Below are 24833 nucleotides of genomic sequence, written 5' to 3'. Positions count from 1 at the left end.
TAGTCCGAAGTTGCACGTGTATTGCTGTAATTGGAAATTCGGAATGTTCAGTGCGTCGACCTGCGCGCGAGCTACGGCATCGCCCGATCGCATTGGACCATCGAAAGATCTGCAGATCGCCGGTTCAAGTGCGCTGGGAGGAAGCGCTACGTCCCATCAATGGATTGAGAAGTGCTGCTGGCTGATTGGCTTTGCAGCGTGCGGATTCGCGTTATTTCTGCTCTTGACCCTGGATGTCGCCATCGAGGCTCGTAGCCTCGCTCTATCCGTGGGGCTGATGGTCTTTCTCATCTCCATCTATATCTTTTACGGGACGTGGCGTCCGGCACCTGTGCTCTCGAATATATGCGGCGCAGTCGCCGTTCTCTTCCTCTCGATTGGAATGGCTGGAATCATCAGCCTTGTTGGCTTGCGGTACCACTTCCCCTTAGTTGATGAAACGCTTGCAGAGAGTGACCGCTTCCTGGCGATCGATCTTCCGTCGATTATTGCATGGTTCGCAGATCATCCTGCGCTGTCAAATTTACTCGGGATCGCCTACGATAGTTCCTTCGCGCAGCTGCTGGGACTCGTTGTGCTCCTCGCGGTTCTGCGCCGCGAAGACAAGCTCTGGGAGCTGGTCTTTGTCTGCAGTCTGACAATCGTTGCCGCCACTACAGTTTCGATTGTGTGGCCTGCGATAGGCGCATTCGCTTATTTCGATCATTCACCCGATATTATCGAAAAGCTGCCTCTCAACGCGGGCACATATCATCTCGCGAAGTTCGAGTACTTTAGGAACGCCCTCTCGCCAGAGATATCGTTCGCCAGTCTGCAGGGGGTCGTAACCTTTCCATCGTTTCATTGCTGCCTAGCACTCATGACGATATTCGCTGCGGCCGGAACCCGTTGGCTATTCTGGACGGTCGCTCCCTGGAACTCCCTGGTGTTGATATCGACGCTCCCGATCGGGGGACATTACGTTGTCGATCTGGCGGGCGGTGCACTGCTGTGGCTGATCAGCGCCGCTTTGGCAGCTGCACTCGTTAGATCCTGGCGGCAGGCAACGCCGCTTCGTGACCGGCAGATCGCCTCGACGGCCGACGCGTGACGTCGCGTCGTCATGATAACTACTCTTGAGAAAATAGAATAGATGGTGCGCCAGAGGTCATACTTCCCTGAAGTTGCTGCAAGGGCTACGCCAATGTTCAAGATCGAGCTGCGTGTGGCCGACTTCATTATCTTGACTGCAGTCGCTGCCGTCACATTGATCGTCATTGTGACCCCGTTCGCCCGGTAAGACCATCGGACCGAGCGTGCCGGTCTAAAGTGCGCTCATCCGAAGATAAAGGTAAAGATTCTTATCCGGACGGCTCGCGTGGTCGTGTCGGACGGCCTTTGAAGATCTCGCTTAATATCTCGGTTGCTCTCGTCACGCGCTCTTAAGATTCGGACGGCAATCTGGGCGCGCCAAGAATTGAGCCTTAATGCTCATCAGAGGTCGCACCAGATGCTTGCTGCAGCGTTGGAGCAGATTCAGGACTTTGCACCGCCGAGGCGGGCAGCCTATGTGCGCATCATGGTCGCTGGATTCGCCGCAATTGTTCTTTTCAAAGCGTTCCGCTTCTTTGAGCACGGGTTTTGGCAAGCGGGTCAGGCAACCGATTTTGCTGCCTTTTACATTGCCGCGCAGAGGGTATGGCTGGGCGATGTCAATCTGACCTATCAGTTTCAACTTTTCATGAAGATGCAGGCAGAAGTATCTGCCGGCGCGACGAGCTTCATGCCTTGGACCTATCCGCCGCAGTTTAGCCTGCTTCTGTCACCGCTCGCTCTTCTGCCCGGTTGGGTTGCCTATCTCTTGTTCATGGCTCTGACTTTGGGAGCCTATTTGGCTGCATTGCGGACTATCGCGGCGAACAATTTCGCGCTTGTGCTGATCGTCACCTTTCCCGCCATCGCTGTGACGATTGGCAGCGGCCAAAACGGCTTTCTAACCGGCGCATTGATGGGACTTGTCTGTGTCAATATCGAGAGGCGACCGTTTCTCGCGGGGATTGCACTTGGAGCAATGATCATCAAGCCTCATTTGGCCATTGCGGCTGGCGTCTACCTGCTCCTGACTCAGCGATGGGCAGTGATTGCCGCAGCCGGCGCGACGATCATTCTAAGCTCGCTCGTCTGCACGATCGTTTTTAACCCACAAATTTGGGACGCCTGGCTCGGGGGTGTGAGAGAGTCAGTCTCCTATCTCGAAGGAGGCCGATATCCGCTGTTCCGGATGATTTCGACCTATGCGATGCTCTATGCCGCGGTAGGATCGAGCACGGCCGCCGTCTGGGGGCAAGCGGCTGTAGCATGTCTCGCTCTAGGCACGCTCGGGCTCAGCGTGGTTAGAGGAGCATCGCCCCGCTTCACACTGGGCGTGGCTGTCCTCACGTCCGTGATGATCAGTCCCTACGCTTACGATTACGACCTGCCCATCGTAGGTGTCGCCTTGGCTCTGCTGTTACCAGACCTTTCCAGCCTAGCCACGTTGCGGGAACGAAGCCTCACGTACGGACTTTTGGCCTTTGCTGGCGGCTATGGCCTGCTGCAAACGGCGCTCCTTGCCGGAGGCCCCACCAATGCAGACCGGCCTCTCGAAGCCTCCGTTTCAGGGGCTGCGCTCCTAGCCGTCCTCGTGCTCGTATTGCATGCCATTCTTCGACATGCGCGTCACCAACGTCTGACGGGCAGCGCAATAGCCGGCTGAGTTTTCTCGTGCGTCACCACGACCCACAAAGCGAGTGCGTCGGCTTCTGGCCCCCAAAGCCGACGTGCAGCCATGTCAGCCTCAGCGTCGACTTCGGGAGCAAAGCGGACGCTACCTTTTTTTGAGTGAGCCCTAGCTCGTCGCGAAGCGTGCCACCGCCTCGCGGTCGATCTCGATGCCGAGACCGGGACCTTCAGGAACGCGAACGACGCCGTTCTCGTGCTCGATCGGCGCTTTCAAGATCGCCTGCCGGATCGGATGCTCGGTGCGGTCGAACTCGAGCATCGGCTCGAGCGGCGCAAGCGAGCTCGGCGTGTGCGAGGGCAGCACGGCGCGGAGCTGGAGCGAGGCGGCGATCGCGATCCCGGTGCCCCAGACATGCGGATTGTAGCGCATGCCGAGGGCTTCGCTCATGTCGGCAACCTATACGGACAGGATTTGGGTCGCGCCATGATTTTCGCGTCCAAGAGAGCAGTTCAAAGAACGGGATCTTGCAGCACCTGCGTCACGGCGAGGTTGCTCACCATCAATGCCATCGATGCAGTGCAAAAGCGCCGGCAGATCGCTCGATCGCTGCGCCGGGATTGAACATGCCGTGCGCATTTGGCCTATAGTGGCTTCCAGTCCGCCGGTCGCGGACACCCCACGATGCGCCGCTGAAAAGCACGATCCGGGCTTGGGAGTGACCGCCAATGAAGCGTTGGATCGACTGGCTCCCAGGGGTGAGGACGCTCCGTCAGTATGAAGCCGCGTGGCTTGCGCACGATATCTTCGCCGGGATCGTCCTTGCGACAATGCTGGTGCCGGTGGGAATCGCCTACGCGGTGGCGTCGGGCATGCCTGGCATCTATGGTCTTTACGCGACGATCGTGCCGCTACTGGTCTACGCGCTGTTCGGTCCAAGCCGCATACTCGTCCTGGGCCCGGACTCGGCTCTTGTGGGGATCATCCTGGGCGTTGTCACTCCGTTGGCCGGCGGCGATCCCCTGCGCGCTGCGACGCTCGGCGGCATGATGGCGATCGTTTCGGGAACGGTCTGCATCTTGGCTGGTCTCGCGCGCCTGGGCTTCGTCACCGAGCTTCTCTCCAAGCCGATCCGATACGGCTATATGAATGGAATCGCGTTGACGGTCCTGATCAGCCAACTGCCGACGCTCCTCGGCTTCTCGATCGAGAGCGAAGGGCCGCTGCGGAGCTTATGGGCGATCGGCGGTGCGATCCTCGATGGACGCACCAATTGGGTCGCGTTTACGGCCGGGCTCGCCACGCTGCTCGTGATCCTGCTTCTCAAGGACAGCAAGCGGCTGCCGGGCATCCTGATCGCGGTTGTCGGGGCGACGGTCGTTGTCGGTGTGTTGGATCTTGGAGCAGCTTACGGCCTGAAGGTCGTGGGTCCCCTGCCTCAAGGGTTGCCGGGTTTCGTCTTTCCCTCGATCAGCTACGGCGATCTGGTCCCGGTCCTGATCGGCGGCTCCGCAATCGCGCTGGTGTCATTTGCCGATACGAGTGTGCTTTCACGCGCCTATGCCGCAAGATTGGGGGCGCGCGTCGATCCCAACCAGGAGCTGGTGGGGCTTGGCGCCGCCAATCTGGCGACCGGCTTTTTCCAGGGGTTCTCGATCAGCAGCAGCAGTTCGCGTACACCGGTTGCGGAAGCCGCCGGCGCTCGGACGCAGCTCACCAGTGTCGTGGGTGCGCTTGCCATCGCCGCGCTCCTGCTGGTTGCACCCAATCTCCTTCGGCATTTGCCCAGTGCGGCATTGGCCGCCGTGGTCATCGCCGCGGCGATCGGGCTGATTGAGATCGCCGACCTCAAACGAATCTATCGCATTCAGCGGTGGGAATTCTGGTTGGCGATCGTCTGCTTTGTGGGCGTCGCGGTGCTCGGAGTGATTCCGGGAATAGGTTTGGCAATCGCAATCGCCATCATTGAGTTTTTGTGGGACGGCTGGCGCCCTCACTTCGCCGTCTTGGGCCGCGCCGACGGCGTCAAGGGCTACCACGACATCAAGAGATATCCGGATGCGCGCCGTATCCCCGGGCTGGTTCTGTTTCGGTGGGACGCGCCGCTGTTCTTCGCCAACGCTGAATTCTTCAAGGAGCGGGTTCTGGATGCCGTGGAGACCTCGCCCACACCCGTGCGCTGGCTGGTCATTGCGGCAGAGCCGGTAACCAGTGTGGACGTCACGGCCTGCGACGTGGTTGCTGAATTGGATCAGGCACTGCACGCGCAGGGCGTGGAGTTGTGCTTTGCGGAGCTCAAGGATCCGGTCAAGGACAAGCTGAAAAGATTCGGCTTGTTCGCGCAGCTGGGAGAAAACTATTTCTTCCCAACCATCGGGGTCGCCGTTTCGAGCTATCTCGAAATCAGCAATGTGAAGTGGGACGATTGGGAGGACCGAACCGAAGGTTAGGTCCTTTGCCGGATTGGGAGCGTGGGCGAAACGGCCTCGGCGCCGGAGCGCCAAGGCCGGTTCTGCGATTTATGCCGTGGGGCTACAGATTGCTCTCGGTGATCGCCGCATAGACCATGCTGCGCAGCTCGCGGCGGAGCGGATAGGCGCTCGACGGCAGAACCTGCGTCATGAAGATGGTGATCAGCTCCTCGGCTGGATCGATCCAGAACGAGGTCGTGGCCGCGCCGCCCCAATTATATTCACCGCGGCTGCCGGCGATCAGCGTTTCGGCCGGGCGCATGGTGACGGCGAAGCCGAGACCGAAGCCGATGCCGTTATAGGTGGCCTCCGAGAACAGCGAGCGTGACACTTCCGGCAGCGCCCGGTCGCCGGGAATGTGGTTGCTCGTCATCAGCGCCAGCGTCTTCGGCCCGATCAGTCTGATACCGCCGAGCTCACCGCCATTGAGCAGCGCGCGGCAGAAGGTGAGATAGTCGGCGACCGTCGAGCACAATCCGCCGCCTCCGGAAATGAAGGCGGGCGGCGACAGGAACGAGCTCTTGGTCGGGTCGTCCTGGAGCGTCAGGCCTTCGCGGCGCTGGCCGGCATGGAAGGTCATGCCGCCGCCCGGATCGGCCGAGTAGCAGGCTGCGAAGCGGTGCGCCTTGGACGCCGGCACGTAGAAATCAGTGTCGGTCATGCCGAGCGGATCGAGGATCCGCTGCTTGAGAAACTGTTCGAAGGGCATCCCCGAAATCTTGCCGATGAGGTAGCCGATCACGTCGGTCGCGACCGAATAATTCCAGGACTCGCCCGGCGAGAACTCCAGCGGGATCTTTGCAAGGCTCTCGATCATGGTCTGCAGCGTGCCGGCTTTCTCGACTTCGCCGATCTTCTCGGCGCGATAGGCGGCATCGACATTGGAGCGCTGCTGGAAGCCGTAGGTGAGGCCGGCGGTATGGCGCAGCAGGTCCACGATCAGCATCGGCCGGGATGGCGGCCGGGTCAGGAAGGCGGGCGAGGTGCCGGCGACGAACACGCCGAGATCCTTCCATTCCGGGATGTATTTGGCGACCGGCTCGTCGATCGCGACCAGGCCTTCCTCGACCAGCATCATGAAGGCGACGCTGGTGAGCGGCTTGGTCATGGAATAGATGCGGTAGATGGTGTCGTCCTTGACCGGCACCTTGCGCTCGACATCGGCAAAGCCCTGCACCGAGCTGTGGGCGATCTTGCCGCGGCGGTAGACCAGGAGCTGCGTGCCCGGGAAACGGCCGGCATCGATGTACCGGCTCTTCAGATGCGCATCGACGCGGTCGAGCGCGGCCTTGGACATGCCCACGGATTCGGGCGAGGCGGGGGTAGGGGCGAGCATCAGTTCCTCCGGGCAGTTTTGTCGGGAAGGTGATAGCCGAAATGACCGCCCCATTCCAAGCGGGTCGCGCTTAACGCGCCCCTGCCGACTGGTGTAGGCTGCCCTTGGAACGCATCCAAGGAGCCCGCCGGGGCCAACGAGAAAATCGCAGGCAAACGCACCATGACCCAGTTCAACGAGACCGAACTCACCCAAGCCGTTGTCAGCAGCTTCGACGACACGCCGAACCCGCGCGCGAAATTCCTGCTGCAGGAATTGGTGAAGTCGCTGCACGATTACGTGAGCAAGACGGGTCTGACCTTCGAAGAATGGGAATACGCGATCGATTTCCTGACCCGCACCGGCCAGAAATGCACCGACACCCGCCAGGAGTTCATCCTGCTCTCCGACGTGCTCGGCGTCTCGATGCTGGTCGATGCGGTCAACCACAGGGATCGCGAGGGCGCCACCGAGACCACCGTGCTCGGCCCGTTCTATGTCGGCGAGCACAAGGTGACCGCGCACGGCACCGACATCTCCCCGAACAATCTCACCGGTGAGAAGATGTTCGTGCAGAGCCGCGTCACCGATCTCAACGGCAAGCCGCTCGCCAATGTCCCCGTCGACGTCTGGCACGCCGACGATGACGGCTTCTACGACTCTCAGAAGCCGAACTATGACGAGGTCGGCGCGTCGGCGCGGGCGCGCTTCATCACGGATAGCGACGGCCGCTTCTTCTTCCGCACCATCCTGCCGTGCAGCTATCCAATCCCGACCGACGGGCCGGTCGGTGAGATGATCATGCAGACCAAGCGTCATCCGATGCGCCCGGCGCATGTGCATTTCCTGGTCAATGCGAAGGGCTACGAGCCGCTGATCACCCATGTCTTCATTGGAGGCGACAAATATCTCGATTCCGACGTGGTGTTCGGGGTCAAGGATGACCTCGTCGCCAAGGTCGAGCCGCGCAACGATCCGGCCATGCCCGATGGCACCAAGACGAACGGGCAGTGGCATCTGATGACCTACGAATTCCACCTCAAGCCGGGCGGCGGCATGGCGCCGAAACCGCTGGGGACCAAGGCGGCGGAGCCGGCCTAGCACCGTGTGAATCGCGTCTGCCCAGTTTATGTGCGGCGCGCAAAATTTAAGCGGATCGCAAATTTGGCGTGCGCGCGGGTTGCTTCGTCAATCCGGCGCGTACGCTTTAACCAGCTAATTTCGAAAGACTTTCTTCGCCCATTGGCTTGGCATGAAGCTTGAATTGTTCAAGCTGACGCCATTGAAGCCGTCCCGCGAGACTTCCCATCCGATTTGCTGACGCCACCAGACGGGGGGCTCCCCCGCCATGCGTTCGCGCGCGCCTTTCTGGCGTCACGAACGGACGGGCTGCTCGCGCGCACTGACGCCATCAATTCTGCAACGACGCAAAGGACGACATCACTATGACCAAGCGCACCCGCCAGCCCTCGGGCCTGAGCCGCCGTCAATTGTTGAAGGCCACCGGCGGCACCGCGGCTCTTCTCGCCGCCGCCAAGTTGAATTTTCCCGCCGGCGCCTTCGCACAGGACGCAGGCCCCGAGGTCAAGGGCGCCAAGCTCGGCTTCATCGCACTCACCGACGCCACCCCGCTGTTCGTGGCGAAAGAGAAGGGCATCTTCGCCAAATACGGCATGCCTGATGTCGAGGTGCAGAAGCAGGCCTCGTGGGGCACCACGCGCGACAACCTCGTGCTCGGCTCGGAAGGCAACGGCATCGACGGCGCTCACATCCTGACCCCGATGCCGTATCTGATCTCGGCCGGCAAGGTGACGCAGAACAACCAGCCGACGCCGATGTACATCCTGGCGCGCCTGAACCTGAACGGTCAGTGCATCTCGGTCGCCAAGGAATATGCCGACCTCAAGGTCGGAATCGACTCCGCGCCCTTCAAAGCGGCGCTGGAGAAGAAGAAGGCGGGCGGCAAGGCTGTGAAGGCCGCGATGACCTTCCCGGGCGGTACGCATGATCTGTGGATCCGCTACTGGCTCGCCGCCGGCGGCATCGACCCGGACAAGGATATCGAAACCATCGTGGTGCCGCCGCCCCAGATGGTCGCCAACATGAAGGTTGGCACCATGGACTGCTTCTGCGTCTGCGAGCCCTGGAACCTGCAGCTGATCCATCAGGAGATTGGCTACACCGCGATTACCACCGGCGAGCTCTGGGACAAGCATCCTGAAAAATCGTTCGGCATGCGCGCGGCCTGGGTCGACAAGTACCCAAAGGCGGCGAAGGCGCTGCTGATGGCGGTGATGGAAGCCCAGCAATGGGCGGAGAAGGTCGAGAACCGCGAGGAAGCGGCAGTGATCTGCGCCAAGCGCCAGTGGATCAATTGCCCGGTCGAGGACATCACCGACCGCATGAAGGGCAAGTTCGACTACGGCACCGGCCGCTTGGTCGAGAACTCGCCGCAGCAGATGCGCTTCTGGAAGGACCAGGCCTCCTATCCGTTCCAGAGCCACGATCTCTGGTTCCTCACCGAGGACATCCGCTGGGGCAAGTACGAGCCTGGCTTCGATACCAAGGCGCTGATCGCCGAGGTCAACCGCGAGGACCTCTGGAAGGATGCGGCCAAGACGCTTGGTGTCGCGGCCGCCGACATCCCGACCTCCACCTCGCGCGGCAAGGAGACGTTCTTCGACGGCAAGGTGTTCGATCCCGAAAATCCGGCTGCCTATCTGAAGTCGCTCGCGATCAAGCGCGTCGAAGTCTGATGGAGCCTGCGGCCGCGGTCAGGCGGCCGCATCGTCTTGTGGAGCCGGAAAGGGATTTTCGATGAACATGTCTGCCACGAAGATTGAGGTTGAGACCGCGACGCCTGTTGCTGTTGCCGCGCCGGTCGTCGCGATGACGCTGAGGCGCCCGCCGCGCGCCGAGACATACGCTCGCATAGCGAGGGAGACCGCCGTGCGCGTGATCCCGCCGCTGGTGGTGATCGCGCTGCTCGCGCTGGTGTGGGAGCTGGCCTGCCGCCGCGGCGGCTCGGCATTGCCGCCGCCTTCAAAGGTGTTCAGGGATACCAAGGAGCTGATCTTCGATCCGTTCTTCGACCATGGCGGCATCGACAAGGGCCTGTTCTGGCATCTCTCCGCCAGCCTCCAGCGTGTTGCGCTCGGCTATTCCCTCTCTGCAATCGCCGGCATCGCGCTTGGCGTGCTGGTCGGGCAGTCGGTCTGGGCGATGCGGGGGCTCGATCCGCTGTTCCAGGTCCTGCGCACCATTCCGCCGCTGGCATGGCTGCCGCTGTCGCTTGCGGCGTTTCGTGACGGCCAGCCCTCGGCGATCTTCGTCATCTTCATCACCTCGATCTGGCCGATCATCATCAACACCGCGGTCGGTATCCGCAACATCCCGCAGGACTACCGCAACGTCGCCGCCGTGGTGCAGCTCAATCCGCTCGAGTTCTTCGCCAAGATCATGATCCCGGCGGCAGCGCCGTACATCTTCACGGGTCTTCGCATCGGCATCGGTCTGTCCTGGCTCGCGATCATCGCAGCCGAAATGCTGATCGGCGGCGTCGGCATCGGCTTCTTCATCTGGGACGCCTGGAACTCCTCGCATATCAGCGAGATCATTTTGGCGCTGTTCTATGTCGGCATCGTCGGCTTCATGCTCGACCGCCTGATCGCGGGCCTCGGCAAGATCGTCACCCGCGGCACAGCGCAGAACTGAGGAGAGGGCACATGACCACCTATCTGAAGCTCGACCAAATCGACAAGATCTTCACCTGCGGCGCTGCGACGACCGAGGTGCTGAAGGACATCAACCTGACGATCGAGAAGGGCGAATACGTCTCGATCATCGGTCATTCCGGCTGTGGCAAGTCGACCCTGCTCAACATCATCGCCGGGCTGACCAACGCCACCACCGGCGGCGTGCTGCTGGAGAACCGCGAGGTGAACTTGCCCGGACCCGATCGCGCCGTGGTGTTCCAGAACCACAGCCTGCTGCCTTGGCTGACCGTGTTCGAGAACGTTAAGCTCGGCGTAGACAAGGTCTTCGCCAGGACCAAGAAGAGAGCCGAGCGCGACGCCTGGGTGATGCACAATCTCAACCTCGTGCAGATGGCCCATGCTAGGGACAAGCGTCCCTCGGAAATCTCCGGCGGCATGAAGCAGCGCGTCGGTATCGCACGTGCACTCGCGATGGAACCCAAGGTGTTGCTGCTCGACGAGCCCTTCGGCGCGCTCGACGCACTGACCCGCGCGCATCTGCAGGACTCGGTGATGGCGCTACATCAGAAGCTCGGCAACACCATCCTGATGATCACCCACGACGTCGATGAGGCCGTGTTGCTCTCCGACCGCATCGTGATGATGACGAACGGGCCAAGTGCGCGCATCGGCGAGGTGCTGGACGTGCCGCTCGCGCGCCCGCGCAAGCGGCTCGAGCTCGCCACCAACATCACCTATCTCAACTGCCGGCAACGCGTGCTCGAGTTCCTCTACGAGCGTCATCGCTTCGTCGAAGCCGCGTAAATGCGTCGGTCATGCGCGCCACACGCGGCGCCTAATTTGGAGTCACCAAGCTCAATCCTTGTGCGTCGCACAGGGATTGAGCGAATCGCAAAATTTGCGTGCGAAATCGCCCTGCGAAAATTTCGGGCAACTCGAACAAGCTGCTGAATTCCCAGTATTTCCCGATCGCGGGCAGTTGGCACAGAAATTGAAATACCTTGTCCGACGCCAACGACGACGTCCCTCAACATCATCAATCAGCATCGTGACTCGCCACCGGGGTGAAGCCTCGGCGCGCGCCTCCGCGTGGAGGCTGAGCCTGCAACGACGCAGCGGTGAGCCTGGAAGGGATATGCAATGACGAAGAGTCCAGCTTGGATTTCCGACTGGCGCCCCGAAGATGAGGCGTTCTGGAATGCGGGTGGTAAAGCGATCGCCCGGCGTAACCTGATCTGGTCGATCGTGGCCGAGCATATCGGCTTCTCGGTGTGGCTGATCTGGAGCATCGTCACCACCAAGCTGCCGCAGGCGGGCTTCCATTACACCACCGACCAGCTGTTCCAACTCGTCGCGGTGCCGGGGCTGATCGGCGCATTGATGCGCTTTCCCTACACCTTCGCGGTCACGACATTCGGCGGCCGCAACTGGACCATTTTCAGCGCGGCGGTCCTGTTCATTCCGACGCTGTCGCTTGCCTATTTCGTCAGCCAGCCTGACACGCCGTTCTGGCTGATGCTGCTCGTTGCTTCGACCGCCGGTCTCGGCGGCGGCAACTTCGCCTCCAGCATGACCAACATCTCCTTCTTCTTCCCCGACCGGATGAAGGGATGGGCGCTCGGCCTGAACGCGGCCGGCGGCAATATCGGCGTCTCCAGCGTGCAACTGCTGACCCCGATCCTGATGACGCTCGCAATCATCAATCTGTTCCAGGCGACGCCCGTCGACGGCATCTTCCTGCAGAATGCCGGCCTGATGTGGGTGCTGCCGATCGCGATCGCGGTGTTCGGCGCGGTGTTCTTCATGAATAACCTGACCGCGGCCAAGTCGTCGATCAGGGACCAACTCGCCGTGGTCAAGCGCAAGCACACCTGGATCATGGCGTATCTCTATATCGGCACGTTCGGGTCCTTCATCGGCTACTCCGCGGCGTTTCCGTTGCTGATCAAGACGCAGTTTCCCACCGTGACGATCTCGATCGCGTTCCTCGGGCCGCTCGTGGGCTCGTTGTCGCGGCCCGTCGGCGGTTGGCTTGCTGACAGGATCGGCGGCTCGGTCATCACGTTCTGGAATTTCATCGTGATGGCGGGCGCCACCGTCGGCGTGCTCTATTTCGTCGGTCAGAAGGATTTCATCGGCTTCCTGTCGATGTTCTTGATCCTGTTCGTGACGACGGGCATCGGCAACGGCTCGACCTACCGCATGATCCCATCAATCTTCCGCGAGGAAAACTTGTTCAAAGCGCGCGGCAAGGGCGATGCGGCGCGCGCCGTTGCATTGAAGACGGCGAGCATCGAGAGCGGTGCGGCGGTGGGCTTCATCGGCGCGGTCGGTGCCGTCGGCGGCTATCTGATCCCGAGCGGCTTCGGCAAGTCGATTGCCATGACAGGCGGGCCGCAGCTTGCGCTCGCAATCTATCTCGCCTTCTACGCCTCCTGCCTCGCCCTAACCTGGTGGTTCTACCTGCGTCGCAGCCCGCAAGGTGAGGGCGCGCCAAGCCTCGCGGAGGCGCGTGTTTAGAGCATGATCCGGAAAGGTGTGGAGCGGTTTTTTCCGAGGGGATCATGCTCCAAAGATAGAGACTGGTACGATTCTCGCTTCTCCCCGTGCGCGGGGAGAAGCATTGCCCGACAGTTTGACCATGAACCTGGTTCGCAATGGCGCGCACCAAGGCAAACCCAACAGGCAGGAGAACATCATGACGCCAGAGCAGATCGCCCTCGTCCAGCAGAGCTTTTCCAAGGTCGCGCAGATTTCGGAAACGGCTGCGGTCCTCTTCTACGATCGTCTGTTCGAGATGGCGCCGTCCGTGCGCGCGATGTTTCCCGAGGACATGACCGAGCAGCGCAAGAAGCTGATGGGCGTGCTGGCCGCCGTCGTCGGCGGATTGTCGAACCTGGACTCGATTCTCCCTGTGGCCTCCGCGCTCGCCAAGCGTCACGTCGCCTACGGCGCCAAGGCCGAGCACTATCCTGTGGTCGGCGCGACCTTGCTGTGGACGCTGGAGAAAGGGCTTGGCGAAGCCTGGACGCCTGAACTCGCCGCGGCCTGGACCGACGCTTACGGCGTGCTGTCGGGCTACATGATTTCCGAGGCCTACGGCGCGCAGCCGCAGGCTGCCGAATAGGAGAACGAGTTGTGAGCGAACCGCTGGTCATCGTCGGTAACGGTATGGCGGCTGCGCGGCTGGTCGATGAACTCGCCAAGACCGCACTCGGCCGCTACGCGGTCGCCGTGATCGGCGATGAGCCGCGGCTCGCTTACAATCGCGTATTGCTCTCGTCCGTGCTGGCCGGCGAGACCGGCTCGCACGAGATCGAGCTGCGGCCGGCCGACTGGTGGCGCCATCGCGGTGTCACGGTTCGCTACGGCTATCGCGTCACCGAGATCGACACCGGCCGCCGCGAGCTCAAGATCGCCGGCGAGGAGAGCATGGAATATTCCAAGCTCGTGCTTGCCACCGGTTCGACGCCGCTGCGGCTGAACGTATCAGGCGCCGATCTCGTCGGCGTGCACACGTTTCGCGACACCCGCGATGTCGATCTGCTGCTGACGCTTGCGGCGGCGAAGAAGCGCGTCGTCGTGGTCGGCGGCGGCTTGCTCGGACTTGAAGCAGCCTACGGCCTCGCCAAGGCCGGCGCGCCGGTGACACTGCTGCATCTGATGGACCGGTTGATGGAGCGCCAGCTCGATCTGCCAGCGGCCGATTTGCTCAAGACATTGGTCGAACGCAAGGGCGTCCGCATCCTGCTCAATGCCTCGACGGCCCGCATTCATGGCGAGGGCCATGTCGAGGCGGTCGAACTCGCGGACGGCAGCCGCATCGAGGCCGATGCGGTGATCTTCGCTGCCGGCATCAAGCCCAATATCGCACTGGCCAAGGACGCCGGCATCGCGGTCAACCGTGGCATCGTCGTCAACGACGTGATGCAGACGGCTTCGCCCGACATCTACGCGCTCGGCGAATGCGCGGAACATCGCGGCACCTGCTATGGCCTTGTCGAGCCGGCCTACGAGCAGGCGCGGGTGCTGGCGCGGCATCTCTCCGGCCGTCCCGCCGCTTACGAGGGCAGCGTGGTCTCGACCAATCTGAAGGTATCAGGCGTCAGCGTGTTCGCGGCCGGCGATTTCATGGACAGGGAGGGCAGCGAGTGCCTCGTGCTCACCGACCGCAGGCGCGGCACCTACAAGAAGCTCGTCGTCGCCGACGGCCGGCTCACCGGCGCTGTGCTGATCGGCGATACCGTCGATGCGCTCTGGTATCTCGAGCTGATCCGCACTCGCGAGAAGGTGGCCGCGATCCGCACCGACATGATGTTCGGCCGCGCGGCTGCGCACCCATCCAAGGCGGCTTGATATGACGGCGATCGACCCGACGCTCCGCACGACGCGAACGACCTGCCCCTATTGCGGCGTCGGCTGCGGCGTGCTGGCGACGCCGGACGGCAAAGGCGGCGCGGCGATCGCCGGCGATCCTGATCATCCCGCCAATTTCGGCCGGCTATGCTCGAAGGGCTCCGCGCTCGGCGAGACCGTCGGGCTCGAAAGCCGGCTGCTCTATCCGATGATCCGCTGCAAGGGCGTGCTGGAGCGCGTTGCCTGGAGCGATGCGCTCGATCACGTCGCTCATCGCATGCAGCATATCATCGCGCGCGACGGCGCGGATGCGGTCGCATTCTATCTCTCCGGCCAGCTGCTCACCGAGGACTATTACGTCGCCAACAAGCTGATGAAGGGCTTTGTCGGCACGGCCAATGTCGACACCAATTCGCGGCTCTGCATGTCGTCCTCGGTCGCCGGCCATCGCCGCGCCTTCGGCGCCGACACCGTGCCCGGCTGCTACGAGGATCTCGACCAGGCTGATCTGCTGGTCTTCGTCGGCTCGAATGCCGCCTGGTGCCATCCCGTGCTGTTCCAGCGCATGCTCAGGAATCGGCATGAGCGCGGAGCGCGCATGATCGTGGTCGATCCCCGCCGCACCGACACCGCAGGCGACGTCGATCTGTTCCTCGGCCTCAAGCCCGGCACCGACACCGCGCTGTTCTCCGGCCTGTTCGTACATCTCGCCGACAACGGGGCGCTGGACCGGGAATACATCGCGCAGAACACCGGCGGATTCGACGACGCGCTGGCACGCGCACGCATCATCGCCGGCAGCGTCACCGCGACTGCGCTCGCCACGGGCCTCTCCGAGCAGGACGTTGCCACCTTCTTCAGGCTGTTCCGTGACACGCCACGCGTCGTCACGCTTTATTCGCAGGGCGTCAACCAGTCGGCGCAGGGCACCGACAAGGTCAACGCGATCCTGAACTGCCATCTCGCCACCGGCCGCATCGGCAAGCCGGGTGCCTCGCCGTTCTCCCTGACTGGCCAGCCCAACGCGATGGGCGGTCGCGAGGTCGGCGGTCTCGCCAACCAGCTCGCCGCACATATGAACTTCACGCCGCCCGACATCGACCGCGTGCGGCGGTTCTGGAAGGCGCCACGCATCGCCACCCATGAGGGATTGAAGGCGGTGCAGCTGTTCGAGGCGATCAATCGCGGCGAGGTTAGGGCGCTCTGGGTGATGGGCACCAATCCTGCGGTGTCGCTGCCCGATGCGGACTTCGTGCGCGAGGCGCTGAAGAAGCTCGAGCTGTTCGTGGTCTCCGAGAACGTGCTCTCCAACGACACGGTCGAGGCGGGGCCGCATGTGCTGCTGCCTGCGCTGGCCTGGGGCGAGAAGTCGGGCACGGTGACCAATTCCGAGCGGCGCATCTCGCGCCAGCGTTCGTTCCTGCCGGCGCCGGGCGAGGCGCGGCCAGACTGGTGGATCCTGAGTGAGACCGCCAAGCGTCTCGGCTTCGGTGATGGTTTTGACTACAAATCCGTCGCCGACATTTTCCGCGAGCATGCCGCGCTCTCGGCCTTCGAGAACCACGGCAGCCGCGATTTCGATATCGGCGCGCTGACCGAGCTGTCCGACGACGCCTTCGATGCACTAAGGCCCGTGCAGTGGCCCGCGCGCGAAGGCGAGGCGCCCGGCGAGCGCTTCTTTGCGAGGGGCGGCTTCTTCACCAATGACGGCAAGGGCCGCTTCGTCGCGCCAGAGGTCCCGTCGCTGCGCGGCGAGATCGGGCCGTCGCGTCCGCTGCGGCTCAACACCGGGCGCATCCGCGACCAGTGGCACACTATGACACGCACAGGCCTGAGCCAGCGGCTGGGTGCTCATCTGCCCGAGCCGTTCGTCGAGATTCACCCTGACGACGCCAGCAAATACGGCATCGTCCATGACGGCTTTGCGCGCGTCACCACCGATTACGGCCAGTGCATCCTGAAGGCCGTCGTGAGCGAGCGGCAGCAGCGCGGCACGCTGTTCGCGCCGATCCACTGGAGCGCAATGAACGCCTCGCATGGCCGCGTCGGCGCGCTGGTTGCACCGTTCACCGATCCGTTTTCGGGGCAGCCGGAGGCGAAGGCGACGCCCGCTGCGATCGCGCCATACGAGTACGTCTTCCGCGGCTTCGCGCTGTCGCGCAAGCAGCTCGATCTGCCGTCGAACCTGTTGTGGACCCGTGTCACGGTCGTCGGCGGCTTCGGCTATCTTTTCGCCGACAATGCGGATCTTTCGCGCTGGCCGGCCTGGCTCGACGGTGTCGCCGGTGAAGACGTCGCCGAATATCGCGACTTCGGCGGTGGCGTCTACCGCGCCGCGTCGTTCGCAGGCGATCGCATCGAGACCTGCCTGTTCGTCGGCCCCGCGCATGATGCCGGCGACTGGGAGGTGGTGAAGAGCCTGTTCGTGGCCGACCACGTCACCGACGAGCAGCGCCGCATGCTGCTGTCCGGGAAGTCCAGCGAATGCGCCGCTTCGACCGGGCCGATTGTCTGCGCCTGCTTCGGCGTCGGCCGCGGCACCATTTGCGACACGATCGCCGCCGGCACGGGCACGGCGGCTGAGATCGGCGCAAAGCTCAAGGCCGGCACCAATTGCGGCTCCTGCATCCCCGAGCTGAAGCGCCTGATCGCGCAGACCGAGGTGCGGGCGCAGCAGGCCAAGCTCGCGGGTGCTGCGAGCTAGAGGCTCTCTCGTACGTTTAAGGTCTCGTGCCCCGGACGCGGCGCAGCACGAAGTGATGCGCTGCAGAGCCGGGGCCCATCCAGCAATGGGGTATGTGGCCTTCCTGGGTCCCGGCTCTGCGCCGCAACGCTAACGCGTTGCAGCGCGTCCGGGACACGAGAGTGACATATGAGATGCCCTCCGCACCAATCGACGCGCCCTTCATTGTGCCCTATGCTGCCGCGCACTCCCCCTCAACACACTTAACTACCATGATGTACCTGGAAACGCCGCCGCGCCTGATCGAAACCAAGATTTTCTCCGCCATGCCCGACAAATTCCGCCGCAAGGGCGTGCGGACCGATTGGGCCGATGCCAACCGGCCGGGTGTGCCGACCGACAGTTTCATTGAGGGGCCGTCGTTCGACAAGGACGGCAATCTCTACATCGTTGACATTCCCTTCGGCCGTATCTTCCGCATTGCGCCTGATGGCGAGTGGTCGCTGGTGATCGAGTATGAGGGGTGGCCGAACGGGCTGAAGATCGCGGCCGACGGCCGCATCCTGGTCGCCGACTACATGCACGGCATCATGGAGCTCGATGCCGGGGCCGGCCGCATCAAGCCGGTGCTGACCGCGCGCAACTCGGAATCCTTCCGCGGCTGCAATGATCTGCATCTTGCCTCCAACGGCGACATTTATTTCACCGATCAGGGCCAGACCGGCCTGCACGATCCGAGCGGTCGGGTTTACCGGCTGGCGCCGAACGGAAGGCTCGATTGCCTGATCGACACCGGCATCAGTCCGAACGGTCTGGTGCTCGACCCGACTGAAACGGTGCTGTTCGTCGCGATGACGCGCGACAATGCGGTGTGGAGGTTGCCGTTCATGACGGATGGCAGCGTGTCCAAGGTCGGCCGCTTCTGCTCGCTGTTCGGCACGTCAGGCCCCGATGGCATGACGATGGACGCAAATGGTCGTTTGTTCGTCGGCCATGCCTCGCTCGGCCATGTCTTCGTGTTTGCGCCGAACGGCGAATTGATCGCGCGGGTGAAATCGTGCGCGGGGCCGAATTGCACCAATGTCGCCATCGGTGGCGCGAAGAAAGATCGGCTCTATATCACGGAGTCCGCAACCGGTAGCGTGCTGGTCGCGGATATCGGCGGATTGTAGACTCTTCGCCTCTCCCCGCGTGCGGGGAGAGGCCGACGCGCGAAGCGCGACGGGTGAGGGGGAGTCTCCGCGAATGCAGCTGCTGCCGTTGTTGCGGAAGCGGCCCCTCACCCCAACCCTCTCCCCGTAAGAACGGGGAGAGGGAGAACAGACATCGGAGCAGACATGAACACAAACCCCTTCGGTCAGACCGGCGCAAACGTCTCCGTCATCGGGCAGGGCACCTGGTACCTCGACCATGGCGATCGCAGGCGCGCGATCGCGGCGCTTCAGCGTGGGCTCGATCTCGGCATGAGGCACATCGACACCGCCGAGATGTATGGCGATGCCGAGCTCGTCATTGCCGATGCGATCACGGGCCGCCGCGATGAGGTGTTCCTTGTCTCAAAAGTGCTGCCGAGCAACGCTTCGCGCCGCGGCACCATCACCGCCTGCGAGCGTTCGCTGAAGCGGCTCAAGACGGATCGGCTCGATTGTTATCTGCTACACTGGCGCGGCTCCTATCCGTTGGAAGACACCGTCGCGGCGTTCGAGGATCTGGTTAAGGCCGGCAAGATCAAATCCTGGGGCGTCTCCAATTTCGACGCCGACGATCTCGATGAGATTCTCGGCGTCGCCGGCGAGGGCAAGATCGCCTGCAATCAGGTGCTCTATCATCTGAAGGAGCGCGCGATCGAACATGCGGTGATCCCGTGGTGCGATCAGCATGGTGTCGCGGTGGTCGCCTATTCGCCGTTCGGCCATGACGATTTCCCCGCGAGCAGCAGCAAGGGCGGCGCGGTACTGGCGCGTATTGCGGACGCGCGTCGCGTGACACCGCGACAGGTCGCGCTCAGCTTCCTCACCCGTGCAACTACGGTGTTCGCGATCCCGAAGGCCTCGTCCGCGGAGCATGCCGGCGAAAATGCGGCAGCCGGTAATCTCGTGCTGACGAAAGAGGAGATTCTGGCGCTGGATGCGGCGTTTCCGCGCGGCCCGAAGCCGCGCAGCCTGCCCATGCTGTAGTGCACAAACGCCTATTATGAATGGAGTATTGACGCGCGCGGCGATCGGCGCATATCGGCATCCTGTTTTCGGAAGTTGTGAACGCGGCGCAATTGTCGTTTTTAACATCGTTCTCGATTCGCATTTTGCCCCGGGTTCCAGCCGTGACACCGCCGCCCGCCGCAGCCGCAAGGCTCGACAGTATTCCCATGCCCGTGCCGGAGAAGAAGCAGGAGGCGCGCCGCGCGCCTGCCCGCGTCGATCATCCATTCAAGGGCATCGCGCTGGTTTTGTTGTCGACGGTGTTTCTCGGCTGCTCCGACGTCACCGCGAAATATCTGTCGTCGAGCCTGCCGTCGATCGAGATCACCTGGATCCGCTTCGTGATCTTCGCGCTGATGTTCACGCCGGTGATGCTGCCGGGTTCTCCGCTCCATGCGATGCGCACCGAACGGCTCGGCTTGCAGCTGATGCGCGGCATCGCACTGCTCGGCTCCTCGCTGTTCTTCATCACCGGCCTGCGCTTCCTCCCCATCGCGGAAGCCTCCGCCACGGGCTTCGTGTCGCCGCTGTTCGTTACCGCGCTGTCGATCGTCTTCCTGAGCGAGAAAGTGGGCATGCGCCGCTTTATCGCCACCGCGCTCGGCCTGATCGGCGTGATGATCATCCTTAGGCCGGGTTCGAGCGCGTTCCACGTCGCCGCGTTCTTCCCGATTGTCTCGGCATTCTGCTGGGCTGCGGCGCTGATCCTGACGCGCATGATGAGCGGGCGTGAAGCCGTCCTCACCACGATGGCCTATTCGGCGCTCACGGGCGTTGCGATCCTCAGCTTGATGGTGCCGTTCGTCTGGGTGACGCCGAGCTGGACCGCGATCGGGCTCGGCATCGTGATCGGCGTTGCCTCGACCGTCGGCCAGTGGATCATCGTGCTGGCTTACCGCTACGGCGATGCCTCGGTGCTGGCGCCGTTCTCCTACACGCAGCTGCTCTGGGTCAGCATTTTGGGCTTCTTCCTGTTCGGCGAACTGCCTGACGTCTGGACGGTCACCGGTGCGGCTTTCATCGTCGCCAGCGGCCTCTATATCGCCCATCGCGAGCGCATCCGCCGCGCCCAGCTTCTGGTGCTGGAAGAGCGTTCCCCGAACCCCTGACGCAATACTAGCGTCCCGCTTCGTGCTATCAACGGCTCCAACAACATGGGGGGAGCCGGATGCGCGCTGCGATTTTCAGGAATGGCGAGATTGTCGTCGACCGGATGGCCGAGCCGACGCCGGGCGCCGGCCAGGTGCTGGTCAAGACGCTCGCCTGCGGCATCTGCGGCTCCGACCTGCACGCGCGCCAGCACGCCCACCGCATGGTGGAGATGGCGCGGAAGGTCGGGCGCAAGCCGATGGACCTCACCCGGGACGTCGTGTTCGGTCACGAATTCTGCTGCGAGGTCGTCGACTACGGCCCCGGCACCGCGCGCAAGCTCAAGCCCGGCACGCGCGTCTGCTCGCTGCCGGCGCTCGTGACGCCACAGGGCATCGAGGGCATCGGCTATTCCAACGACAATGTCGGCGGCTATGCCGAGGCGATGCTGCTCAGCGAAGCGCTGCTGCTCGAGGTGCCCAATGGTCTTGCCCCTGAGCACGCCGCGCTGACCGAGCCGCTCGCGGTCGGCGTCCACGCCGTGGCAAAAGCCAACATCCGCGGCGGCGAGGTGCCGCTCGTGATCGGGTGCGGACCGGTCGGGCTCGCGGTGATCGCGGCGCTGAAGATCAGGGGGCTGCACCCGATCGTCGCCGCCGACTATTCGCCGGCGCGGCGTGCGCTTGCGGCAAAGCTCGGCGCCGATATCGTCGTCGATCCCAAGGTGTCGCAACCCTATGCGACCTGGGCCGAGCACGCGCAGATGTCGGACGCCGAGAAGGCTGCACGCCCGCCGTTTCAGGCCATGCTGCCAGCGCTGAAGCCGGCAATCATCTTCGAATGTGTCGGCGTGCCCGGCCTGTTGCAGCAGGTGTTCGAAGGCGCGCCGCGTGATGCCAAGGTCGTCGTGGTCGGTGTCTGCATGGAGACCGACAGGAGCGAACCCATGCTGGGCATTATGAAGGAACTCAACGTCCAGTATGTGCTCGGCTACACCCCGGACGAGTTCGCGGCGTCTCTGCGCCTGATCGCGGAAGGGCAGGTGGATGCCGCCGCAATGGTGACCGCCGAGATCGGTATCGATGGCGTTGCGAAAGCGTTCACTGATCTCGCCAATCCCGAGGCGCACACCAAGATCATCGTGCAGCCGTGGAGATAGTATGCTGTCATTGCGAGCCACCGGGTCCGCGCGACGCGCGGCCCGATGACAGGCTCGGCTGTTACACCGGCAGCGCGATCGAGTATTTAACCTGGCTCAGCGCAAAGCTCGACTCGATCGAGGCGATGCCGTCGAGCCGGGTCAGCTTGGTCTTCAGGAAGGTCTCGTAGGAGGCGAGGTCGGCGGCGACGACGCGCAGGAGGTAGTCGCGGTTGCCGGTCATCAGATAGCACTCCAGCACCTCGTCCCATTTCGAGATCGCGCGGGCAAAGCGGTTTAGATCCTCCTCCTTCTGCCGCGCCAACTTGATCGAGATGAAGACGCTGACATGCAGTCCCAGCGCCTTCTGGTCGACGGTCGCGATGTAGCGCGAGATGACGCCGCGTTCCTCCAGCAGCCTGACCCGGCGATGGCAGGGCGAGACCGAGAGTCCGACCTTGTCGGCAAGCTCCTGCATGGTGAGCCGGCTGTCGGTCTGGAGCAAAGCGAGGATCTTGCGGTCGATGGCGTCGAGCTCGGGCATTGGGATGAAACCTGTGCTGGGTGATGTTCCATTGGTAAATTATCCCAATATTGGCGGGTATGGCGCGAAAAATTGAGAAGTTTGGCGCTGCCGGCAGGCGTATCATCCGGGCGTTATGTCCGGGAGCACTGCCATGCCCGTTGATACCGCCCGTCTCGACACATTGACCGCGCTGGCCCGCAAGGCGCTGTGGCTGTCGTCATGGACCATCCATCACGCCAACCACATCCGCCCGAATGCGGACGGCCTCAAGGTTGGGGGGTCATCAGGCCTCGTCGGCCTCGCTCGCTACCATCATGTCGGCGCTTTATTTCCACGTGCTGCGGCCCGAAGATCGCGTCGCGGTGAAGCCGCATGCGAGCCCGGTGTTCCACGCCATCCAGTATCTGTTCGGCCGGCAGACCCGCGCGAAGCTGGAGAATTTCCGCGGATTCAAGGGTGCGCAGTCCTATCCCTCGCGCACCAAGGATGTCGACGACGTCGATTTCTCGACCGGCTCGGTCGGTCTCGGCGTCGCGCAGACGCTGTTCTCCTCGCTGGTGCAGGACTACGTCAAGGCGCATGGCTGGATGAAGGATCGCCGCGAAGGGCGCATGATCGCGCTGGTCGGCGACGCCGAGATGGACGAGGGCAACATCTTCGAGGCGCTCGCCGAGGGCTGGAAGCACGGCCTGCGCAACACCTGGTGGGTGGTCGACTACAACCGCCAGTCGCTCGACGCCGTCGTGCGCGAAGGGCTCTGGGAAAAGTTCGAGACCATGTTCCGCAATTTCGGCTGGGACGTGGTGATCGTGAAATACGGCCGCCTGATGCGCGAAGCGTTTGCCGAGCCCGGCGGCGAAGCGCTGAAGCGCTGGATCGACAACTGCCCGAACGCGCTCTATGCGGCGCTGTGCTTCCAGGGCGGCGCCGCCTTCCGCAAACATTTGCACGACGAGATCGGCGATCAGGGCCCGATCACCAAGGTGATCGACAAGCGCAGCGACGAGGAGCTGCTGGCTCTGATGTCGAACCTTGGCGGCCACGACATGGCGAGCATGCTGGAGGCGTTCGAATCCGTCGATCACGATCGTCCGGTCTGCTTCATCGCCTACACAATCAAGGGCGTCGGCCTGCCGTTCCAGGGCCACAAGGACAACCACGCCGGTCTGATGACGGTCGCGCAGCTCGAGAAGTGGCGCGCCAGCCAGAATATCCGGGCCGGGCACGAATGGGACAAGTTCGAGGGCCTCACGCAGGATGCGGCCGAGCTCGAAGCTTTCCTCGCGCGCGTGCCGTTCAACCAGGACGGCCGCCGGCTGACCGCGCCCGTCGTCGAGGTGCCTCAGCAACTCACCTTCAAGTCGTCACCGCAGATGTCGACCCAGCAGGGGTTTGGCCTCGTGCTGAATGAGATCGCGCGCAGCGACAACGAGCTGGCAAAGCGCATCGTCACCACATCGCCCGACGTCACCGTCTCGACCAATCTCGGCCCCTGGGTCAACCGGCGCGGCCTGTTCGCGCGCGCGGAAAAGGCAGACTTATTCCGTAGCGAGAAAATTCCGTCCACGTTCAATTGGGACTTCTCGCCCAAGGGCCAGCATCTCGAGCTCGGAATTGCCGAGATGAACCTGTTCATCATGCTCTCAGCGCTCGGCCTGTCGCACCAGATCAACGGCGAGCGGCTGCTGCCGGTCGGCACGCTCTACGACCCCTTCATCGAGCGCGGCCTCGATGCGCTGAACTATGCCTGCTACCAGGACGCGCGCTTCATGGTGGCGGCGACGCCGTCCGGCATCACGCTCGCGCCCGAAGGCGGCGCGCATCAGTCGATCGCAACGCCGCTGATCGGCATGGCGCAGGACGGGCTGGCCTCGTTCGAGCCGGCCTTCGTCGACGAGCTCGCGGTGATCATGGCTTTCGGCTTTAACCACATGCAGCGCGATCCGGGCGAGGGCGGCTCTGTTTATTTGCGGCTCTCGACGCGCAGCATCGAGCAGGCGCAGCGGATCATGACGCCGGAGCTGGAGCAGGGCATTACCGACGGCGCCTATTGGCTGCGCAAGCCGGGCCCCAATGCCGAAGTCGTGATCGCCTATACCGGCGCGGTGGCCCCCGAGGCGATCGAGGCGACCGGCTTCGTCGGCGAGAGCCGGCGCGATATCGGCCTGCTCGCGATCACATCGGCGGACCGCCTCCATTCGGGGTGGACCGCCGCACGGAAATTGCGGCGCGACCGCCGCGGCGTGCAGCACCTCAGCCACATCGAGAAGCTGCTGGCGCCGCTGCCGCGCGACTGCGGCATCGTGACCGTGATCGACGGCCATCCCTCGGCGCTCGGCTGGCTCGGCAGCGTCCGCGGCCATCGCGTCGAGGCGCTCGGCGTCGAGCAGTTCGGCCAGACCGGCACGATCGCCGACCTCTACCGCCACTACGGGATCGACGCCAACGCCATCATCGATGCGGCGGAAAGCCTCACCACAGGCGCGCCGGTGCTGCATCGGAAGATGGCGGTGTAGCGAAAGTAACCACATCGTCATTCCGGGGCGACGCACGGCGTCGAGCCCGGAATCCATAACCCCGATCGGGAGTATGGATTCCGGGCTCGCGACTTCGTCGCGCCCCGGAATGACGKTGGTGTGCCAC

Annotated in this window: 18 protein-coding genes and 1 pseudogene; 16 read left to right on the top strand and 3 right to left on the bottom strand. The window is 63.2% G+C overall.

Annotation, left to right across the window (positions count from 1 at the left end):
• A partial coding sequence (locus AC629_RS38520; RefSeq protein WP_210419169.1) for a phosphatase PAP2 family protein occupies positions 1 to 1090 on the top strand: 1090 nt, incomplete at its 5' end.
• Between the two features lie 399 nt (positions 1091 to 1489).
• On the top strand, positions 1490 to 2734 hold the full coding sequence (locus tag AC629_RS38515; protein ID WP_084809922.1) for a glycosyltransferase family 87 protein: 1245 nt from the start codon (positions 1490 to 1492) through the stop codon (positions 2732 to 2734).
• Between the two features lie 132 nt (positions 2735 to 2866).
• On the opposite strand, the gene AC629_RS38510 is transcribed toward AC629_RS38515, so the two are convergent.
• The gene (locus AC629_RS38510; protein ID WP_245332128.1) at positions 2867 to 3148 is read right to left on the bottom strand and encodes an enolase C-terminal domain-like protein; all 282 of its coding nucleotides are present in this window, start codon (positions 3146 to 3148) and stop codon (positions 2867 to 2869) included.
• A gap of 278 nt (positions 3149 to 3426) precedes the next feature.
• Between AC629_RS38510 and AC629_RS38505 the strand changes: the two genes are divergently transcribed.
• Positions 3427 to 5148 carry a SulP family inorganic anion transporter gene (locus AC629_RS38505; protein WP_084809921.1) on the top strand — a complete coding sequence of 574 codons (1722 nt, stop codon included), beginning with the start codon at positions 3427 to 3429 and terminating at the stop codon, positions 5146 to 5148.
• Between the two features lie 82 nt (positions 5149 to 5230).
• Here AC629_RS38505 and AC629_RS38500 read toward each other — a convergent pair whose 3' ends face one another.
• The gene (locus tag AC629_RS38500; RefSeq protein ID WP_084809920.1) at positions 5231 to 6505 is read right to left on the bottom strand and encodes a serine hydrolase domain-containing protein; all 1275 of its coding nucleotides are present in this window, start codon (positions 6503 to 6505) and stop codon (positions 5231 to 5233) included.
• A 162-nt stretch (positions 6506 to 6667) separates the two neighbouring features.
• On the opposite strand from AC629_RS38500, the gene AC629_RS38495 reads away from it, so the two are divergent.
• The 12 genes from AC629_RS38495 (at position 6668) to AC629_RS38440 (ending at position 21685) form a co-directional block, all read left to right on the top strand.
• Positions 6668 to 7585, top strand: a complete 918-nt coding sequence (locus AC629_RS38495) for an intradiol ring-cleavage dioxygenase (protein WP_084809919.1) — start codon at positions 6668 to 6670, stop codon at positions 7583 to 7585.
• A 344-nt stretch (positions 7586 to 7929) separates the two neighbouring features.
• A complete protein-coding gene (locus AC629_RS38490; protein ID WP_084809918.1) occupies positions 7930 to 9240 on the top strand; it encodes a CmpA/NrtA family ABC transporter substrate-binding protein in 1311 nt (436 codons plus the stop codon).
• A 61-nt stretch (positions 9241 to 9301) separates the two neighbouring features.
• Positions 9302 to 10198 carry a nitrate ABC transporter permease gene (gene ntrB, locus AC629_RS38485; RefSeq protein WP_084809917.1) on the top strand — a complete coding sequence of 299 codons (897 nt, stop codon included), beginning with the start codon at positions 9302 to 9304 and terminating at the stop codon, positions 10196 to 10198.
• Between the two features lie 11 nt (positions 10199 to 10209).
• A complete protein-coding gene (locus tag AC629_RS38480) occupies positions 10210 to 11004 on the top strand; it encodes an ABC transporter ATP-binding protein (protein WP_084809916.1) in 795 nt (264 codons plus the stop codon).
• Between the two features lie 336 nt (positions 11005 to 11340).
• A complete protein-coding gene (locus AC629_RS38475; protein WP_084809915.1) occupies positions 11341 to 12720 on the top strand; it encodes an MFS transporter in 1380 nt (459 codons plus the stop codon).
• 178 nt (positions 12721 to 12898) lie between these two features.
• Positions 12899 to 13327: a globin family protein gene (locus AC629_RS38470; RefSeq protein ID WP_084809925.1), complete on the top strand. Its 429-nt coding sequence runs from the start codon at positions 12899 to 12901 to the stop codon at positions 13325 to 13327.
• A gap of 11 nt (positions 13328 to 13338) precedes the next feature.
• Entirely contained in the window at positions 13339 to 14556 is a 1218-nt protein-coding gene (locus AC629_RS38465; RefSeq protein ID WP_084809914.1) for an NAD(P)/FAD-dependent oxidoreductase, read from the top strand.
• Position 14557: 1 nt separating this feature from the next.
• Positions 14558 to 17260 carry a nitrate reductase gene (locus AC629_RS38460; protein ID WP_084809913.1) on the top strand — a complete coding sequence of 901 codons (2703 nt, stop codon included), beginning with the start codon at positions 14558 to 14560 and terminating at the stop codon, positions 17258 to 17260.
• A gap of 254 nt (positions 17261 to 17514) precedes the next feature.
• Positions 17515 to 18411 carry an SMP-30/gluconolactonase/LRE family protein gene (locus tag AC629_RS38455; RefSeq protein WP_084809912.1) on the top strand — a complete coding sequence of 299 codons (897 nt, stop codon included), beginning with the start codon at positions 17515 to 17517 and terminating at the stop codon, positions 18409 to 18411.
• Between the two features lie 165 nt (positions 18412 to 18576).
• Entirely contained in the window at positions 18577 to 19416 is an 840-nt protein-coding gene (locus AC629_RS38450) for an aldo/keto reductase (protein ID WP_084809911.1), read from the top strand.
• Positions 19417 to 19604: 188 nt separating this feature from the next.
• Positions 19605 to 20546, top strand: coding sequence for a DMT family transporter (locus AC629_RS38445; protein ID WP_210419170.1), 942 nt, complete (start codon positions 19605 to 19607; stop codon positions 20544 to 20546).
• Between the two features lie 59 nt (positions 20547 to 20605).
• The gene (locus AC629_RS38440) at positions 20606 to 21685 is read left to right on the top strand and encodes a zinc-binding dehydrogenase (RefSeq protein ID WP_084809910.1); all 1080 of its coding nucleotides are present in this window, start codon (positions 20606 to 20608) and stop codon (positions 21683 to 21685) included.
• 61 nt (positions 21686 to 21746) lie between these two features.
• On the opposite strand, the gene AC629_RS38435 is transcribed toward AC629_RS38440, so the two are convergent.
• Entirely contained in the window at positions 21747 to 22208 is a 462-nt protein-coding gene (locus tag AC629_RS38435; protein ID WP_084809909.1) for an Lrp/AsnC family transcriptional regulator, read from the bottom strand.
• A 133-nt stretch (positions 22209 to 22341) separates the two neighbouring features.
• Here AC629_RS38435 and AC629_RS38430 point away from each other — a divergent pair.
• A pseudogene (locus AC629_RS38430) lies at positions 22342 to 24706 on the top strand (thiamine pyrophosphate-binding protein).
• The last annotated feature ends 127 nt before the right edge of the window (positions 24707 to 24833 follow it).

Origin of the sequence: Bradyrhizobium sp. NAS80.1 (genome assembly GCF_001908205.1) — a bacterium.
In the GTDB taxonomy this organism is placed as follows: Bacteria; Pseudomonadota; Alphaproteobacteria; order Rhizobiales; family Xanthobacteraceae; genus Bradyrhizobium.
This window is presented reverse-complemented; position numbering and strand designations above follow the sequence as displayed.

Coding starts and splice junctions, on each gene's coding strand:
- AC629_RS38515 (WP_084809922.1), top strand. CDS start 1,490: ATGCTTGCTGCAGCGTTGGAGCAGATTCAGGACTTTGCACCGCCGAGG.
- AC629_RS38510 (WP_245332128.1), bottom strand. CDS start 3,148: ATGAGCGAAGCCCTCGGCATGCGCTACAATCCGCATGTCTGGGGCACC.
- AC629_RS38505 (WP_084809921.1), top strand. CDS start 3,427: ATGAAGCGTTGGATCGACTGGCTCCCAGGGGTGAGGACGCTCCGTCAG.
- AC629_RS38500 (WP_084809920.1), bottom strand. CDS start 6,505: ATGCTCGCCCCTACCCCCGCCTCGCCCGAATCCGTGGGCATGTCCAAG.
- AC629_RS38495 (WP_084809919.1), top strand. CDS start 6,668: ATGACCCAGTTCAACGAGACCGAACTCACCCAAGCCGTTGTCAGCAGC.
- AC629_RS38490 (WP_084809918.1), top strand. CDS start 7,930: ATGACCAAGCGCACCCGCCAGCCCTCGGGCCTGAGCCGCCGTCAATTG.
- ntrB (WP_084809917.1), top strand. CDS start 9,302: ATGAACATGTCTGCCACGAAGATTGAGGTTGAGACCGCGACGCCTGTT.
- AC629_RS38480 (WP_084809916.1), top strand. CDS start 10,210: ATGACCACCTATCTGAAGCTCGACCAAATCGACAAGATCTTCACCTGC.
- AC629_RS38475 (WP_084809915.1), top strand. CDS start 11,341: ATGACGAAGAGTCCAGCTTGGATTTCCGACTGGCGCCCCGAAGATGAG.
- AC629_RS38470 (WP_084809925.1), top strand. CDS start 12,899: ATGACGCCAGAGCAGATCGCCCTCGTCCAGCAGAGCTTTTCCAAGGTC.
- AC629_RS38460 (WP_084809913.1), top strand. CDS start 14,558: ATGACGGCGATCGACCCGACGCTCCGCACGACGCGAACGACCTGCCCC.
- AC629_RS38455 (WP_084809912.1), top strand. CDS start 17,515: ATGTACCTGGAAACGCCGCCGCGCCTGATCGAAACCAAGATTTTCTCC.
- AC629_RS38450 (WP_084809911.1), top strand. CDS start 18,577: ATGAACACAAACCCCTTCGGTCAGACCGGCGCAAACGTCTCCGTCATC.
- AC629_RS38445 (WP_210419170.1), top strand. CDS start 19,605: ATGCCCGTGCCGGAGAAGAAGCAGGAGGCGCGCCGCGCGCCTGCCCGC.
- AC629_RS38440 (WP_084809910.1), top strand. CDS start 20,606: ATGCGCGCTGCGATTTTCAGGAATGGCGAGATTGTCGTCGACCGGATG.
- AC629_RS38435 (WP_084809909.1), bottom strand. CDS start 22,208: ATGCCCGAGCTCGACGCCATCGACCGCAAGATCCTCGCTTTGCTCCAG.